At 42.7% G+C, this 16780-nt stretch carries 13 protein-coding genes and 1 tRNA gene; 13 read left to right on the top strand and 1 reads right to left on the bottom strand.

Features of this window, described 5'->3' with window-relative positions; translation table 11 throughout:
• Positions 1–56: 56 nt before the first annotated feature.
• From WA352_RS08310 to WA352_RS08360, 11 genes are all read left to right on the top strand, one after another.
• A tRNA-Trp gene (locus WA352_RS08310) sits at positions 57–132 on the top strand.
• Between the two features lie 76 nt (positions 133–208).
• A complete protein-coding gene (gene secE, locus WA352_RS08315; RefSeq protein ID WP_004802225.1) occupies positions 209–649 on the top strand; it encodes a preprotein translocase subunit SecE in 441 nt (146 codons plus the stop codon).
• 7 nt (positions 650–656) lie between these two features.
• Positions 657–1190, top strand: a complete 534-nt coding sequence (nusG, locus tag WA352_RS08320) for a transcription termination/antitermination protein NusG (protein WP_004802226.1) — start codon at positions 657–659, stop codon at positions 1188–1190.
• 112 nt (positions 1191–1302) lie between these two features.
• Positions 1303–1731 (top strand): 50S ribosomal protein L11, encoded by a 429-nt coding sequence (gene rplK / locus WA352_RS08325; protein ID WP_004637639.1) that lies wholly within the window; start codon positions 1303–1305, stop codon positions 1729–1731.
• Between the two features lie 3 nt (positions 1732–1734).
• The gene (gene rplA / locus WA352_RS08330) at positions 1735–2430 is read left to right on the top strand and encodes a 50S ribosomal protein L1 (RefSeq protein WP_336142079.1); all 696 of its coding nucleotides are present in this window, start codon (positions 1735–1737) and stop codon (positions 2428–2430) included.
• A 249-nt stretch (positions 2431–2679) separates the two neighbouring features.
• The gene (rplJ, locus tag WA352_RS08335) at positions 2680–3186 is read left to right on the top strand and encodes a 50S ribosomal protein L10 (protein WP_004802230.1); all 507 of its coding nucleotides are present in this window, start codon (positions 2680–2682) and stop codon (positions 3184–3186) included.
• A 48-nt stretch (positions 3187–3234) separates the two neighbouring features.
• Positions 3235–3600 carry a 50S ribosomal protein L7/L12 gene (gene rplL / locus WA352_RS08340; RefSeq protein WP_004802232.1) on the top strand — a complete coding sequence of 122 codons (366 nt, stop codon included), beginning with the start codon at positions 3235–3237 and terminating at the stop codon, positions 3598–3600.
• 309 nt (positions 3601–3909) lie between these two features.
• A complete protein-coding gene (gene rpoB, locus WA352_RS08345) occupies positions 3910–7998 on the top strand; it encodes a DNA-directed RNA polymerase subunit beta (protein WP_004802234.1) in 4089 nt (1362 codons plus the stop codon).
• A 154-nt stretch (positions 7999–8152) separates the two neighbouring features.
• Entirely contained in the window at positions 8153–12346 is a 4194-nt protein-coding gene (gene rpoC / locus WA352_RS08350; protein WP_005314864.1) for a DNA-directed RNA polymerase subunit beta', read from the top strand.
• A 164-nt stretch (positions 12347–12510) separates the two neighbouring features.
• Positions 12511–12876 (top strand): hypothetical protein, encoded by a 366-nt coding sequence (locus WA352_RS08355; protein ID WP_005200545.1) that lies wholly within the window; start codon positions 12511–12513, stop codon positions 12874–12876.
• 376 nt (positions 12877–13252) lie between these two features.
• The gene (locus tag WA352_RS08360; protein WP_004802240.1) at positions 13253–13612 is read left to right on the top strand and encodes a YMGG-like glycine zipper-containing protein; all 360 of its coding nucleotides are present in this window, start codon (positions 13253–13255) and stop codon (positions 13610–13612) included.
• A 61-nt stretch (positions 13613–13673) separates the two neighbouring features.
• Here WA352_RS08360 and WA352_RS08365 read toward each other — a convergent pair whose 3' ends face one another.
• Positions 13674–14159, bottom strand: coding sequence for a DUF4442 domain-containing protein (locus tag WA352_RS08365; protein WP_026057579.1), 486 nt, complete (start codon positions 14157–14159; stop codon positions 13674–13676).
• A gap of 113 nt (positions 14160–14272) precedes the next feature.
• On the opposite strand from WA352_RS08365, the gene WA352_RS08370 reads away from it, so the two are divergent.
• Positions 14273–15148, top strand: coding sequence for an alpha/beta fold hydrolase (locus tag WA352_RS08370; RefSeq protein WP_005314867.1), 876 nt, complete (start codon positions 14273–14275; stop codon positions 15146–15148).
• A 121-nt stretch (positions 15149–15269) separates the two neighbouring features.
• Positions 15270–16691, top strand: coding sequence for a Na+/H+ antiporter family protein (locus tag WA352_RS08375; protein ID WP_004802246.1), 1422 nt, complete (start codon positions 15270–15272; stop codon positions 16689–16691).
• Positions 16692–16780: the final 89 nt, after the last annotated feature.

A 16780-nucleotide genomic window follows, 5' to 3' on the forward strand; every position in this document is an offset into this window, starting at 1 on the left:
GCCCAATACCATGTGTTACACTCAAATCGAAAGCTCCGGCTTTCGATTTGCACGTTAGGTCAGTAGTTCAATTGGTAGAGCGTCGGTCTCCAAAACCGAATGTTGGGGGTTCGAGTCCCTCCTGGCCTGCCACTTTTTTTAAATAAAAAAGCTTAATTCTGGCTGAGTTGTCATATAATAAGTCGCGAATTCTACGACGAGTAAAAAAATGTCGAATGATAAATCGCGTGACGCATTAAGCGACGCGCCAATCCCTCAAAGAAATAATGTTGCAGAAGTTGTAAGTTCTGGCTCACCGCTAGATGTTGTCTTGTGGTTGATTGCTATAGCTTTATTAGTCGGTTCAGCATTGGTAAATCAGCATTTACCTGCCTATTGGGCACCAGCAAATGATATTTGGGTGCGTGTTGGGGTGATTTTGGCTTGTGTCGTAGTCGCTTTAGGTTTATTATACGCCACCCATCAAGGCAAAGGCTTTGTGCGTTTATTGCAAGATGCGCGAATTGAACTGCGTCGAGTGACCTGGCCAACAAAACAAGAGACGATCACGACATCGTGGCAAGTTCTCTTAGTTGTACTTGTTGCATCATTGGTTTTATGGTGTTTCGACTACGGGTTAGGTTGGTTTATTAAGTTAATTATTGGGTAAGAACGCGATGAAACGTTGGTATATTATTCATGCCTATTCAGGCTTTGAAAAACAAGTGATGCGTTCGCTTAATGATCGAATTCAGCGTAGTACTGTTGCTGAAAGCTTTGGTGAAGTCCTTGTCCCTACTGAAGAAGTAGTGGAAATGAAGGATGGTAAGAAGCGTAAGTCTGAGCGTAAATTCTTTCCTGGCTATGTATTGGTCGAAATGGAAATGAATGATGATACTTGGCACATTGTAAAAGAATGTCCAAAAGTTCTTGGTTTTATTGGTGGTACACCAGAGAAACCAGCGCCGATTTCACAACGTGAAGCTGATGCGATCCTTGCTCGTGTGCGTAATACAGGTGAAGCACCTCGTCCTAAGACGATGTTTGAACCTGGTGAAGAATTGCTCGTTGTTGACGGTCCGTTCACTGACTTTAAAGGGGTCGTGGAGGAAGTTCAATACGAAAAGTCACGTTTAACGTTGACGATTAATGTATTTAATCGACCAACTCAGGTTGAACTCGAGTTTCGCCAAGTCGAAAAAACGATTTAATCTGCGTCGGTTGAGAAGCGCCCGATCTGATCGGGCATTGTTGTTCTAACACTTCGGTGTTGTTTAATTTTTTGGGGAGCCTAACGGCGTCTGTACCCAGAGGTAATTTTCAATGGCTAAGAAGATTGACGGCTATATCAAGCTGCAAGTTCCAGCTGGTAAAGCGAATCCATCTCCACCAATTGGTCCTGCTTTAGGTCAACGTGGTGTAAACATCATGGCATTCTGTAAAGAATTCAATGCTGCTACACAAAAACTTGAAGTTGGTTTGCCAATTCCTGTCGTGATCACTGTGTACAACGATAAGTCGTTCACTTTCATCATGAAAACTCCACCTGCATCTATTCTTCTTAAGAAAGCTGCTGGTATTCAAAAGGGTTCTTCTGTACCTAACAAAACTAAAGTTGGTAAGTTGACTCGTGCTCAGTTAGAAGAAATCGCGACTACTAAAGAACCAGACTTAACTGGTGCTGATTTAGACGCTCGTGTGCGTACCATTGCTGGTTCTGCACGTTCTATGGGCTTGGAAGTGGAGCTATAAGACATGGCAAAGTTAACTAAACGTCAAAAAGCCATTGCTGCTGCTGTAGAAGCAAACAAAGTTTACACTTTGGAAGAAGCAGTACAAGTTCTTAACAGCCTTCCAGCTGCGAAGTTCAAAGAATCTTTAGATATCGCTGTAAACCTTGGTGTAGACCCACGTAAATCTGATCAGGTTGTTCGTGGTGCTACAACTTTACCTGCGGGTACTGGTAAAACTGTACGTGTTGCAGTATTTGCTCAAGGTGCTGCTGCTGAAGCTGCGAAAGCTGCTGGTGCTGATATCGTTGGTTTTGATGACCTTGCTGAAAGCATTCAAGGTGGAAACCTTGATTTCGACGTAGTGATTGCTGCTCCTGATACAATGCGCGTTGTTGGTAAGCTTGGTACGATTCTTGGTCCACGTGGCTTAATGCCAAACCCTAAAGTGGGTACAGTAACTCCTGACGTTGCTAACGCGGTTAAGAATGCTAAATCTGGTCAAGCACGTTACCGTGTAGACAAAGCGGGTATCATCCACGCTGCGATCGGCCAACTTGGCTTTAGCGAAGAAGCTGTACGTCAAAACGTTGAAACTTTAATTGCAGACTTGAAAAAGTTAAAGCCTGCAACTTCTAAAGGTGTATACGTTAAAAAGATCACTTTGAGCTCAACTATGGGTCCTGGTTTGATCGTTGACGTAAGCAACGTTTCTAAGTAATTAGTAAGAATTTTGAAGCCTTAGATTTTCTCTTTGAGGAAGTCTAAGCAAACTTTGAATTGATAAATGAATGTTTATCAGCGTCAAAGACCTCAGGCGAAAAATATTTTCGAATGTTTTTCTTAATCATCCAGTCTGAGTAGACGCGGTGGTGTGATTTGTTGCTCCTCCGCGTGTAAGTCTGAATAGGGCTTACGAATTGGGAGTGCACTCGTATGAGTGCATAAATCACCGTTAGGAGGTTTTACGATGGCTCTTCTTATCGAAGACAAAAAACAGATCGTTGCTGAAGTAAGTGAAATTGCTTCTACAGCGTTCGCTGCCGTTGTTGCTGACTACCAAGGTTTAACTGTTGAGCAATTAACTGCTCTTCGTGTTGAAGCTCGTAAACTAGGTGTTGCTACACGTGTTGTACGTAATACTTTAGCTAAACGTGCTCTTCAAGATACGCCATTCGCTATCTTGAATGACGACCTTGTTGGTCCAACAATCTTAGCATTCTCAACTTCTGAAGACGACATGGGTGCGGCTGCACGCTTGTTCGAAGAATTTGCTAAAACTAATAAAGCATTTGAATTAAAGGCTGCTGCATTTGAAGGCAAACTTTATCAAGGTGCTGACGTTAGCGTTATCGCGAATCTTCCGAACCAAGAAAAAGCGCTTACTATGCTTGCCTCTGTTCTTCAAGCTCCTATTTCGAAATTGGGTCGCTTACTTACAGCGCTTCAAGAGAAAAACGGGTCAGAAGCTGCTTAAGCTTAAATCTACTTTCACACCATTCAATATCCATTTGGAGTTACTCTCATGGCTTTAACAAACGAAGAAATCTTAAACGCAGTTGCTGAAAAAACTGTTCTTGAACTTGTTGAACTTATTTCTGCTTTCGAAGAAAAATTCAACGTATCTGCTGCTGCTGTAGCTGTTGCTGCTGGTCCAGCTGCTGCTGCTGTTGAAGAACAAACTGAATTCAACGTTGAGTTGACTTCTTTCGGTGCTAACAAAGTTGCTGTAATTAAAGCAGTTCGTGAAGCTACTGGCCTTGGTCTTAAAGAAGCTAAAGATCTTGTTGAAGGCGCTCCTGCAGTTCTTAAAGAAGGCGTTTCTAAAGAAGAAGGCGAAGAACTTAAGAAGAAGCTTGAAGAAGCTGGTGCTACAGTTACACTTAAGTAATGCTGTAGGGAGTCGATTTTTTGAAAATCGGCTCCAAAAAATGGCTGATGGCTCTTGGGTCATCAGCCTTTTTGCGTTACAATAATCGGCTCGTTTTTTGTTAGTTTTACGTTTAACGTGCGTATTATTTAAACAAAATACATAAAATCAAACGCTTACCAATATTTTTTTGCTTATAAAAATATTGTTAAGCGTTTTAATACCACTAAAAATTGCAGCATTTGTAAACAGTGGTGGCCATATCGGCCTGCGTAATTCCTTCTAGACCCGTTCTGCAGGCGGGTTTAGTTTACTTTCCGAGGACTCCAGATGGCATACTCATATACCGAAAAGAAACGGATCCGTAAGAATTTTGGTAAATTGCCCCACGTAATGGAAGCACCGTACTTACTTTCGATTCAGGTCGATTCGTACCGTACATTCTTACAAGGCGGTAAAACTCCAAAAAATCGCGAAGATATCGGTCTCCAAGCCGCATTTCGTTCAGTTTTTCCTATTGAAAGTTATTCTGGCAATGCTGCTTTAGAATTTGTTGAGTATAGTCTTGGTAAGCCTGAGTTTGACGTACGTGAATGTATTTTACGTGGTTCAACTTATGCAGCACCAATGCGCGTAAAAATTCGTTTGATCATTAAAGATCGTGAAACGAAATCAATTAAAGACGTTCGTGAACAAGAAGTTTACATGGGTGAAATGCCACTCATGACCGATAACGGTACTTTCGTTATCAACGGTACAGAGCGTGTAATCGTATCTCAATTACACCGTTCACCAGGCGTATTCTTTGACCATGACAAGGGTAAAACCCACTCAAGCGGTAAAGTGTTGTATTCAGCACGTATTATTCCTTACCGTGGTTCATGGTTAGACTTTGAATTTGATGCTAAAGATTTAGTCTTTGTACGTATTGACCGTCGTCGTAAATTATTGGCAACGGTGGTTTTACGTGCCTTAAATTACAGCAATGAACAGATCTTGAATTTGTTCTACGAAAAAGTGCCTGTATATCTTGATATGGGTAGCTATCAGATTGACCTTGTTCCAGATCGCTTACGTGGTGAAATGGCGCAATTTGATATCTTGGACAATGATGGTAAAGCGATCGTTGAACAAGGTAAACGTATTAATGCACGTCACGTACGTCAAATGGAAGCTGCTAACTTAGCGAAGCTTTCTGTACCTGATGAATATTTATATGAGCGTATTACAGCTGAAGACATTCCATTGAAAAATGGCGATGTGATTGCTGCGAATACCGTGCTTAGCCATGAAATCTTGGTGAAATTGGCTGAAGGTGGTGTTAAACAATTTAACATCCTATTCACCAATGACATCGACCGTGGTTCTTTCGTTGCAGATACATTACGTGCAGATACGACAACAGGCCGTGAAGAAGCGCTTGTTGAAATCTATAAAGTAATGCGTCCAGGTGAGCCACCAACAAAAGAAGCTGCTGAAAACTTATTCAACAACTTGTTCTTCTCTTCTGAGCGTTATGACCTTTCTCCAGTGGGTCGTATGAAGTTCAACCGTCGTTTGGGTCGTCCTTACGAAGTCGGTACTGATCAGAAGTCGCGTGAAGTTGAAGGTATTTTATCGCACGAAGATATCATCGATGTACTGCGTACATTGGTTGAAATCCGTAACGGTAAAGGTGAAGTCGATGATATCGATCACTTGGGTAACCGTCGTGTACGTTCTGTTGGTGAAATGACAGAAAACCAATTCCGTGTTGGTTTAGTCCGTGTTGAACGTGCTGTTAAAGAGCGTTTAAGCCAAGCAGAAACAGATAACTTGTCTCCGCAAGATTTGATCAATGCAAAACCAGTTGCTGCTGCAATCAAAGAATTCTTTGGTTCAAGCCAGTTGTCTCAGTTCATGGATCAAAACAACCCATTGTCTGAGATTACACACAAACGTCGTGTATCTGCGCTTGGCCCTGGTGGTTTGACACGTGAACGTGCGGGCTTTGAAGTACGTGACGTACATCAAACTCACTATGGTCGTGTTTGTCCAATTGAAACGCCTGAAGGTCCAAACATTGGTTTGATCAACTCGCTTTCTGTTTATGCAAAAGCAAACGATTTCGGTTTCTTGGAAACACCTTACCGTAAAGTTGTTGATGGTCGTGTAACTGATGATGTTGAATATTTATCTGCAATTGAAGAAGTAGGGACTGTCATTGCACAGGCCGATTCTGCTGTTGATAAAGATGGTCACCTGACTGAAGAAATGGTTTCTGTACGTCATCAAGGTGAATTCGTACGTATGTCGCCTGAGCGCGTAACACATATGGACGTTTCTGCACAGCAGGTTGTTTCTGTTGCAGCATCATTGATTCCATTCCTTGAACACGATGATGCGAACCGTGCATTGATGGGTTCGAACATGCAACGTCAGGCTGTTCCTACCTTACGTGCTGACAAGCCGCTTGTTGGTACTGGTATGGAAGCAAACGTAGCACGTGACTCTGGCGTGTGTGTGATTGCTGACCGTGGTGGTGCGATTGAATATGTAGATGCATCTCGTATCGTGATTCGTGTAAACGAAGATGAAATGATCGCGGGTGAAGCGGGTGTAGATATCTACAACCTGATCAAATACACACGTTCAAACCAAAATACATGTATCAACCAAAACGTTATCGTCAACTTGGGCGACAAAGTTGCTCGTGGCGATATCTTGGCTGATGGTCCATCGACTGATATGGGTGAACTTGCGCTTGGTCAAAACATGCGCGTCGCGTTCATGACATGGAACGGTTATAACTACGAAGACTCGATCTTACTTTCTGAGCGTGTACTTCAAGAAGACCGTTTAACCTCGATTCACATTCAAGAATTGTCATGTGTAGCGCGTGATACTAAGTTAGGTGCAGAAGAAATTACTGCCGATATTCCTAACGTAGGTGAAGCTGCACTGTCTAAGTTGGATGAGTCTGGTATTGTTTATATCGGTGCTGAAGTAACTGCTGGTGACATCCTTGTTGGTAAGGTAACGCCTAAAGGTGAAACTCAGTTAACACCTGAAGAAAAACTACTTCGTGCAATCTTTGGTGAAAAAGCTGCTGACGTTAAAGACTCTTCTTTACGCGTTCCATCTGGCACTAAAGGTACTGTGATTGACGTTCAAGTCTTCACGCGTGATGGTTTGGAAAAAGATGAACGTGCTCAAGCAATTGAGAAAGCTCAGCTTGATGCATACCGTAAAGACTTGAAAGAAGAATACAAAATCTTCGAAGAAGCAGCACGTGAACGTATTGTTCGTTTGTTGAAAGGTCAAGAGTCTAACGGTGGCGGTTCAACTAAACGCGGTGATAAACTTGCTGAAGACGTATTGTCTGGTTTAGAGCTTGTTGATTTACTTGAAATCCAACCGACTGATGAAGCAATTGCAGAGCGTCTAACTCAAATTCAAGTGTTCTTGAAAGAGAAGAGCTATGAAATTGATGAGAAGTTTGCAGAGAAGAAGCGTAAACTTTCTACAGGTGATGAATTAACCACTGGCGTATTGAAAGTTGTTAAGGTTTACCTTGCGGTTAAACGTCGTATCCAGCCTGGTGATAAGATGGCGGGTCGTCACGGTAACAAAGGTGTTGTATCAAACATCTTGCCTGTTGAAGACATGCCGCACGATGCGAATGGTGTGCCAGTCGATATCGTATTGAACCCATTGGGTGTACCGTCACGTATGAACGTGGGTCAGATTCTTGAGACTCACTTAGGTATGGCGGCCAAAGGTCTTGGCGATAAACTTGAAAAAATGTTGAAAGAACAACGTACAGTGTTAGAACTACGTGACTTCTTAGACAAGATTTATAACAAGGTCGGTGGTGAGCAAGAAGAGCTTGATAGCTTAACTGATGCCGAAATCTTGGCGCTTTCAGGTAACTTACGTGCCGGTGTTCCATTAGCAACACCTGTATTTGATGGTGCTGAAGAAAGCCAGATCAAAGACTTACTTGAATTAGCAGACATCTCACGTACAGGTCAAACGGTATTGTTTGACGGACGTACAGGTGAGCAGTTTGATCGTCCTGTAACTGTAGGTTACATGTACATGCTCAAATTGAACCACTTGGTTGATGACAAGATGCATGCGCGTTCAACAGGTTCTTACTCACTTGTTACACAACAACCGCTTGGTGGTAAAGCACAATTCGGTGGTCAGCGTTTCGGTGAGATGGAAGTATGGGCACTTGAAGCATACGGTGCAGCATATACACTCCAAGAAATGCTCACTGTGAAGTCGGATGACGTCGAAGGTCGTACACGTATCTATAAGAATATTGTAGATGGTAACCATTATATGGATCCGGGTATGCCTGAATCGTTCAACGTATTGACCAAAGAGATCCGTTCTTTAGGTATCAACATTGAACTGAAAAATGGTGACTAAAAAATCTCCCCCAACCCCTCTTTAAGAAAGAGGGGAGAAAGTCCTCCTTTGTAAAGGGGGATTTAGGGGGGATTATAGATTCCCAAATTTCAGTAAAAACAATATTTGTGACCCAGTCGGGTGAGCTTAGCTTCCCGACACACGGAGAAAAAAATTGAAAGACTTGCTCGATATCATGCGTAAGAAAACGGATTCAGAAGGTCATGCACCTGTTGAATTTGACCGTATCCGTATTGGTCTTGCGTCGCCAGAGATGATTAAGTCATGGTCTCACGGTGAAGTTAAAAAGCCTGAAACCATTAACTACCGTACTTTTAAACCTGAACGTGACGGTTTGTTCTGTGCCAAAATTTTTGGTCCAGTAAAAGATTACGAATGCTTGTGTGGTAAATACAAGCGTATGAAATACAAAGGCGTCATTTGTGAAAAATGTGGCGTTGAAGTAACAACTGCGAAAGTTCGTCGTGAACGTATGGGTCACATCGAGCTTGCGTCTCCAGTTGCACACATCTGGTTCTTGAAATCATTACCGAGCCGTATTGGTTTATTACTTGATATGACATTACGTGATATCGAGCGTGTATTGTATTTCGAATCTTATGTTGTTACTGATCCAGGTATGACTCCGTTTGAAAAGTACCAACTTTTAACAGACGAAGAATACTACAATGCACTTGAAGAACACGGTGATGAATTCGCTGCGAAAATGGGTGCAGAGGCAATTCAAGATCTATTGAAAGATATCGATCTTGAAGCAGAGATTACACGTTTACGTGAAGAAATTCCTCAAACAACTTCTGAGACGAAACTTAAGAAATCGTCTAAGCGTTTGAAATTGATGGAAGCTTTTAACGATTCGAACAACAAGCCAGAATGGATGGTGATGAATGTACTTCCAGTACTTCCACCAGACTTACGTCCGCTTGTACCACTTGAAGGTGGTCGTTTCGCGACTTCTGACTTGAACGATTTATATCGTCGTGTGATTAACCGTAACAACCGTTTGAAGCGTCTTCTTGATCTTGCTGCACCAGACATTATCGTACGTAACGAAAAACGTATGTTACAAGAGTCTGTAGATGCATTGCTTGATAACGGTCGTCGTGGTCGTGCAATTACAGGTTCGAACAAACGTCCATTGAAATCTTTGGCAGACATGATCAAAGGTAAACAAGGTCGTTTCCGTCAAAACTTACTTGGTAAGCGTGTTGACTATTCTGGTCGTTCGGTAATTACCGTTGGTCCTACTTTACGTCTTCACCAATGTGGTCTTCCGAAGAAGATGGCACTTGAACTATTCAAGCCATTTATTTTCGCGAAACTACAAGCTTCTGGCCAAGCAACAACCATTAAAGCTGCGAAGAAAATGGTTGAGCGTGAGACACCAGAAGTTTGGGACGTTCTTGCATCTGTGATTCGTCAACATCCAGTGATGTTGAACCGTGCGCCAACACTTCACCGTTTAGGTCTTCAAGCATTTGAACCTATTCTGATTGAAGGTAAAGCGATCCGTCTTCACCCACTCGTATGTGCTGCGTTTAACGCCGACTTCGATGGTGACCAAATGGCGGTACACGTTCCATTGACACTTGAAGCACAGTTAGAAGCACGTGCATTGATGATGTCAACCAACAACATCTTGTCACCTGCAAACGGTGAGCCAATCATCGTTCCTTCTCAGGACGTTGTCTTGGGTCTTTACTACATCACACGTGATGCGGTAAATGCCAAAGGTGAAGGCATGGTGTTTGCGGATACACACGAAGTTAACCGTGCCTTAGCGACTGGTAAAGTTGCGATCCATGCACGCGTTAAAGTACGTGTACACCAAACTGTAATCGATGAAAATGGTCAGCGTGAAAAGCAAACTATTATTGTTGATACAACACCAGGTCGTTGCTTGTTGTGGGAAGTTGTTCCACAAGGTTTAAGCTTTGAATCGATCAACCTTGAGATGACTAAGAAAAACATCTCTAAGTTAATCAACTCTTGCTACCGTAAGCTTGGTTTGAAAGATACGGTTATCTTTGCTGACCAATTGATGTATTTGGGCTTCCGTCAAGCGACGCGTTCAGGTGTATCTGTAGGTATGGAAGACATGCTTATTCCACCAAATAAGCACACCATTATCGACAAAGCTGAAACTGAAGTTCGTGAAATCGAACAACAGTTTGAGCAAGGCTTCGTAACCGCGGGTGAGCGCTATAACAAAGTGGTCGATATTTGGGCACGTACCAATGACCAAGTTGCAAAAGCGATGATGGACAACTTGTCTTATACCCTTGTGAAAAACAAACAAGGTGAAGACGAGAAGCAAAAGTCATTCAACTCAATTTATATGATGTCTGACTCGGGTGCCCGTGGTAGTGCGGCGCAGATCCGTCAGCTTGCTGGTATGCGTGGTTTGATGGCGAAGCCGGATGGCTCGATCATTGAGACACCAATTAAAGCAAACTTCCGTGAAGGTTTGACCGTACTTCAGTACTTCATCTCAACACACGGTGCGCGTAAAGGTTTGGCCGATACCGCATTGAAAACTGCGAACTCTGGTTACTTGACTCGTCGTCTGGTAGATGTAGCACAAGATTTAGTTATTACTGAATCTGATTGTGGTACAGCTGGTGGCCTAGTCATGACACCATTCATTCAAGGTGGTGACGTAATCGAACCATTACGCGATCGCGTATTGGGTCGTGTAACTGCTGAAGACGTACGTCGTGCATCTGATGATGAAGTGGTACTTCCACGTGGTACGTTAATTGACGAGAAAATTGCTGCTCAGCTTGAAGAAGCGGGTGTCGATGAAGTTAAAGTACGTTCAGTGATTGCATGTGAATCTACCTTCGGTGTATGTGCTCGTTGTTATGGTCGTGACCTTGCACGTGGTCACTTGGTAAACCCAGGTGAATCTGTTGGTGTAATGGCTGCACAATCGATTGGTGAACCTGGTACACAGTTAACGATGCGTACCTTCCACGTTGGTGGTGCTGCAAGCCGAACTTCTGCTGCAAACAGTGTTCAAGTACGTAACAAAGGTACTGTACGTTTCCACAACGTGAAAACTGTACAACATGCTAAAGGTCACTTGGTGTCAGTTTCACGTTCAGGTGAAATTGGTATTGCGGATGACTTAGGTCGTGAGCGTGAGCGCTATAAACTTCCTTACGGTGCAAGCATCTTGTTGAAAGATGGTGAAGCTGTAGAAGCTGGTGGTATCGTGGCGACTTGGGATCCACATACACATCCACTTGTTACCGAAGTTGCGGGTAAAGCGCGTTTCAGCCAAATCGCTGATGGTGTAACTGCTACTTCTAAGACAGATGATGCAACAGGTATGACCACTGTTGAAATTTTACCTGTAACAGCTCGTCCTGCTTCTGGTAAAGATTTACGTCCTGCAATTGTGTTGGATACAACAGATGGCGGCGAACAGTTCTACTTCTTACCACAAAACACGATCGTAACCGTTCGCGATGGCGCAACGATTGGTGTCGGTGATGTACTTGGTCGTGTACCACAAGAATCTTCACGTACTCGTGATATTACCGGTGGTCTTCCACGCGTAGCTGACTTGTTCGAAGCGCGTAAGCCGAAAGAACATGCAATCTTGGCAGAAGTGTCTGGTATTGTGAGCTTCGGTAAAGAGACCAAAGGTAAGAACCGTTTAGTGATCAGTCCGGATGATGGCTCTGAGATTTATGAAGAGTTAATTCCAAAATGGCGTACGATCAACGTGTTCGAAGGTGAGCATGTGAACCGTGGTGAGACTATTTCTGATGGTCCACAAAACCCACATGACATCTTACGTTTGAAAGGCGAAGTTGCGTTAACGAACTACATCGTGAATGAAGTTCAAGACGTTTACCGTCTCCAAGGTGTAAAAATCAACGATAAGCATATTGAAGTTGTTGTACGTCAAATGTTGCGTAAAGTTGATATCACTGATGGTGGCGATACAAGCTTCATCAAGGGTGAGCAAGTGGATTACATCCGCGTTGTTCAAGAGAACCAAGCTGTCTTGGCTCAGAACAAGTTCCCTGCGAAGTTTGAACGTCTGCTTATGGGTATTACCAAAGCATCACTTTCTACAGACTCGTTCATTTCTGCTGCATCGTTCCAGGAAACAACACGTGTGTTAACTGAAGCTGCTGTAACAGGTAAAGAAGATGATTTACGTGGCTTGAAAGAAAACGTTGTTGTGGGTCGTTTGATCCCAGCGGGTACAGGTCTTGCGTATCACTTAGAGCGTCGTCGTCAAGAATCAGAAGCTGCTGAATTTGAACTTCATAACGATTTCAGTGAAGTTGATCAAGCATTTAGTCAAGCGTTGAACTCAGACCAGTTCTAAGTCTTAACGAATTAAAAAGGCACCTTCGGGTGCCTTTTTTTGTGGAAAAATAAAGCAGTTGTTACAAAAACACCTTACAGCATCAGTATTTGATTACTTAATCAAAATAAACAGTTCATTAAACAATACTATCCTATGCACATCTGAGGAGAGGAATAGTTCTAATGAAAAAAATGATGATGATTGCAGGTGTCGCTTTAATGTCAAGCACGCTATTTGTGGGTTGCCAGAATGCGAGCCCAGAAAGCAAACGTATTGGTTCTGCTGCAATTGGTGGTGGTGCAGGCGGTGCGGTAGGTAAGCACGTTGGTGGTAATTTGGGTGCTGGTCTTGGTGCTGCAATTGGCGCGGGTGTTGCTGCGAATGCCAAAGGTTCAAATAGTAAAAATACCAGAAACAGTGCGATCGGTGCTGGCTTAGGTGCGGTGATTGGTGGTGCAGTATTGGGTGGTGACTCTGGTGCTGCGGTAGGTGGTGCACTTGGTGGTAGTGCTGGATCTGCTTATGGCGAGAAAAAAGGCAAGTACTAAGTCTGAGCTTAAACTTGCTGATGACAGTGGTGCTGATTTAACTATTTAAATCAGGTTATTTCTATCTCTGTCATTTTAAAGAGCCTCTCTCAGTGACGAAACTAAGATTGCTGAGAGAGCTTTAAGCTAGGATATTTATTATTTATCTAGCCTATTTGCTATTTGTTTTAAGCATCCTGAATACACCAAATTTTTAATTCAGCATATCCAAATTATTTCTACTTTTATGTATTTTCCAGCTCATAAGCCGCTTTAGCTGACCATCTACCTTTACAAAATATCAATCGATTGGGACATAGTGATAACACAATGTGATCAAATTCCCCATAAAAGAAGATTATGCTTTTCTATAGAACGTATAGAAGTGAGTATAGTCATGAAAAAAACAATTGGTTTAGTTTCAACTTTAGTGTTATCGGCGGTAATGTTCACGGGCTGTCAAAATATGAGTGCTGCTGATCAGCGTATTGGTACAGCAGCCCTTGGTGGTGCTGTCGGTGGTGGGCTAGGTAACCATGTTGGTGGCGGATTAGGTGCGGGTGTTGGTGCCGCTGCGGGTGCAGGTGTAGGTGCCAATGCGAAGGGCGCGAATAGTAGCTCTACCACCAGTAGCGCGATTGGCGCTGGTATCGGTTCAGTAGTGGGTAAAGCAATCTTTGGTGGTGACTCAGGCGCTGCAATTGGTGGTGCAATCGGTGGTGGTGCTGGTGCCGCAATCCAAGAGAAAAAGAGATAATTTCTGATCATCAGATTCAAAATGCCTGCAAACGATTGCAGGCATTTTTATGTGAATGGTGCTAAGCACTGGCTTTGGGTTTTTTACGACGGATATAAAGCACTTTTTCGACTTCTGCGATTCGTGTTCCTGCATCATCTACAATATTTAGGGTGTAATGACGTAAAACGGGCTCATGATTCTCTGCCAGTTTTTTGATTTCAGTGATTTCATCGCGACTCAGTTGAATCTCAGCATAGACCGTGTTTCGGCCTGGTGAAAGAAAATTAATGGTGGCACTTTTATCCCAGACAATATATTTATGTCCCAAATGGTGAATTAGAATCAGCATATAAAAGGGGTCAACCATTGAATATAGACTACCGCCAAAATGCGTCCCGACAATATTTCGATTACGCCGAGTCAATGGCATTTTGACACGAATGTAATAATCATCTAGATCAATGGTTTCAATCTCAATACCTGCACCGCGATAAGGTGAGTAATGATTGAGCATAAATTTGGATATTGCGGGAATGGTTCGAATTCTTTTGAAAAAGTCTTTCATGGTCAATTTTTTTTCTTGCAACTCTATTCATACTCCATAAGTATCATTTTTATTGCATCGCTGGCAATGGCTGTTTTATGAACAGCCGATAGAAAACAAAATGGGAAAGAATTATGCAAGCACAAGTCAAAACAGTAACAACATCTGATCAGCAAACGCTTTGTGTTAAAACATGGGGTGATGAGAAAAAAACACCTTTGGTTTTAGTGCATGGCTATCCAGATAATCAGGAAGTTTGGGAGCCGATCATTGAAAAACTGGTCAATGATTATTACGTGGTGACTTATGATGTGCGTGGTGCAGGTCTGTCTTCGATTCCTAAGCGTATTAAAGATTACCGTTTGCCGCGTTTATCATTAGACTTGCAAGAGGTGGTGGATCAAGTTCTTCCAAATCGTAATTTCCATATGGCAGCACATGATTGGGGTTCATTACAGTCTTGGGAATCTGCAACAGAACCAAAATTAAAAGGTCGCTTATTGTCTTATACCACCATTTCAGGTCCTTGCTTAGATCATGCTTCTTTGTATCTGCGTGAAAAATTTAAATCTGCACCAAGCAATGTATTAAAAATGCTGACCAAATCTTGGTATATCGGTGCTTTCCATTTACCTTTAGTTGCACCAACGGTATGGACATTCTTTAGTCCAGAAAAATGGGGCAAGATCCTAAGTGGTTTGGAAAAGAAGAAAAATTTACCTTTGAATGCCAATATTGTGGCGGATGGTAAATACGGTATTAATCTTTACCGTGCCAATTTTATCCCATCTCTTACTCAACCACGTCAACGCTATGCACAATGTCCTGTACAGGCGATTGTGTTAAAACGCGATGCGTTTGTCAGTCCAGAGTACATTACTGAATCGATGCCAAAATGGGTAGAAAAATTTGAGTATGTTGAGCTCGATGCCAACCATTGGGCAGTATTGAGCCAGCCAGAAAAAATTGCTGAACTGATCCGTCAGTTTGTGCAACGCCAAGCTGCTTAATGCTTTAGTGGATTTATTAAGCTAAAAATCACTTGAGATGCAGCACAATTCGGCGATATTTTCAGCTTCATGATCATGAATCTGCTAGAATATCGCCTTTTCTTTGCTCCTGAATTTGTTCATGAATGCTGTCGTAATTGCGATTGCCGTGATGTTTATCTTGTCACTGGCACGAGTTTCTGTTGTTCTCACTTTGGTGATTTCAGCCATTATTGGAGGCTTGGTCGCTGGTCTAAGTCTTTCTCAAACTGTAGAAGCATTTAATGCTGGCTTAGGCGATGGTGCTGAAGTTGCTTTGGCTTATGCGGTATTAGGTGCATTTGCCTTGGCACTTTCAAAGTCTGGATTGCCCGATTTACTTGCGCATAAACTGATTGGTTTATTGGGGATGGAAGCAGGTAAAAATCAACAGAAAAAGGTGAAATATCTGTTATTAACCATTCTGTTGATTGCTGCAATCTTCTCTCAAAACCTGATTCCTGTGCATATCGCGTTTATTCCAGTCTTGGTTCCACCTTTATTAAAAGTGATGAATCATTTAAAGCTGGATCGTCGAGCTGCAGCATGTGTGATGACGTTAGGTCTAGTCGGGACCTATATTTTCCTGCCAGTTGGCTTTGGTGCGATCTTCCTTGAACAGATTCTGATGGGCAATATCAACAAGATTGGCGCAGCTTACGGCTTGCATGTTGAACGGGGCATGATGCCAATCGGTATGGCGATTCCAGTTTTAGGGATGGTAATCGGTACTTTAGTTGCGGTATTTATTAGCTATCGTAAGCCGCGTATTTATGTGGATCGTTCAATTACGCCCGTAAAAACCATTGACCTAGACAAGCCACTGAAAGTGACCACACAGGCAGAATATGATCTCAAGGCTGATGCGGAAGAGCTCAAACAAGAAGCTGAGAATGTACCTTATATCTCCAAGAAGACCATGTTTATGGCGGTGCTGGCGATCGGTTTAACTCTGGTTGCACAGCTGTACTCAGGTTCGATGATTCTTGGTGGTTTAGTCGGCTTTGCTGTGTTATCTGCTTCTGGAATTTTTAAATGGCAAGATGCTGATGACGTATTTGTACAAGGCATGCGTATGATGGCGCTGGTAGGCTTTATCATGATTTCTGCGGCAGGTTTTGCCTCAGTGATGACCCATACAGGCGATATCACGCATCTGGTTAATGGTGTGGTGCATATCATCGGAGATAACCATGCATTAGCTGCGTTCCTGATGCTTTTTATCGGTTTATTCGTGACGATCGGTATTGGTTCATCGTTCTCAAGTGTGCCTGTGCTGGCCGTGATTTACGTGCCTTTGTGCGTCCAATTTGGCTTCTCACCATTGGCAACAATTGCACTCATTGGCACCGCTGCGGCATTAGGTGATGCGGGTTCACCTGCATCTGATTCGACCTTAGGACCAACAGCTGGTTTAGGTGTAGATGGTCAACATGATCACATTTGGGATACAGTTGTGCCGACTTTTATACATTTTAATATCCCGCTGCTTATTTTTGGCTGGATTGCCGCAATGATTTTATAATACAAATGGCTCGTTAAGAGCCATTTTTTTATGCATAATTATTTTAGTAATTAAAATATAAAAAATACCAGTATTTGACATTTTTTGTC

The organism is Acinetobacter sp. 102 (genome assembly GCF_037028485.1).
In the GTDB taxonomy this organism is placed as follows: Bacteria; Pseudomonadota; Gammaproteobacteria; order Pseudomonadales; family Moraxellaceae; genus Acinetobacter; species Acinetobacter higginsii.

Coding starts and splice junctions, on each gene's coding strand:
- secE (WP_004802225.1), top strand. CDS start 209: ATGTCGAATGATAAATCGCGTGACGCATTAAGCGACGCGCCAATCCCT.
- nusG (WP_004802226.1), top strand. CDS start 657: ATGAAACGTTGGTATATTATTCATGCCTATTCAGGCTTTGAAAAACAA.
- rplK (WP_004637639.1), top strand. CDS start 1,303: ATGGCTAAGAAGATTGACGGCTATATCAAGCTGCAAGTTCCAGCTGGT.
- rplA (WP_336142079.1), top strand. CDS start 1,735: ATGGCAAAGTTAACTAAACGTCAAAAAGCCATTGCTGCTGCTGTAGAA.
- rplJ (WP_004802230.1), top strand. CDS start 2,680: ATGGCTCTTCTTATCGAAGACAAAAAACAGATCGTTGCTGAAGTAAGT.
- rplL (WP_004802232.1), top strand. CDS start 3,235: ATGGCTTTAACAAACGAAGAAATCTTAAACGCAGTTGCTGAAAAAACT.
- rpoB (WP_004802234.1), top strand. CDS start 3,910: ATGGCATACTCATATACCGAAAAGAAACGGATCCGTAAGAATTTTGGT.
- WA352_RS08355 (WP_005200545.1), top strand. CDS start 12,511: ATGAAAAAAATGATGATGATTGCAGGTGTCGCTTTAATGTCAAGCACG.
- WA352_RS08360 (WP_004802240.1), top strand. CDS start 13,253: ATGAAAAAAACAATTGGTTTAGTTTCAACTTTAGTGTTATCGGCGGTA.
- WA352_RS08365 (WP_026057579.1), bottom strand. CDS start 14,159: ATGAAAGACTTTTTCAAAAGAATTCGAACCATTCCCGCAATATCCAAA.
- WA352_RS08370 (WP_005314867.1), top strand. CDS start 14,273: ATGCAAGCACAAGTCAAAACAGTAACAACATCTGATCAGCAAACGCTT.
- WA352_RS08375 (WP_004802246.1), top strand. CDS start 15,270: ATGAATGCTGTCGTAATTGCGATTGCCGTGATGTTTATCTTGTCACTG.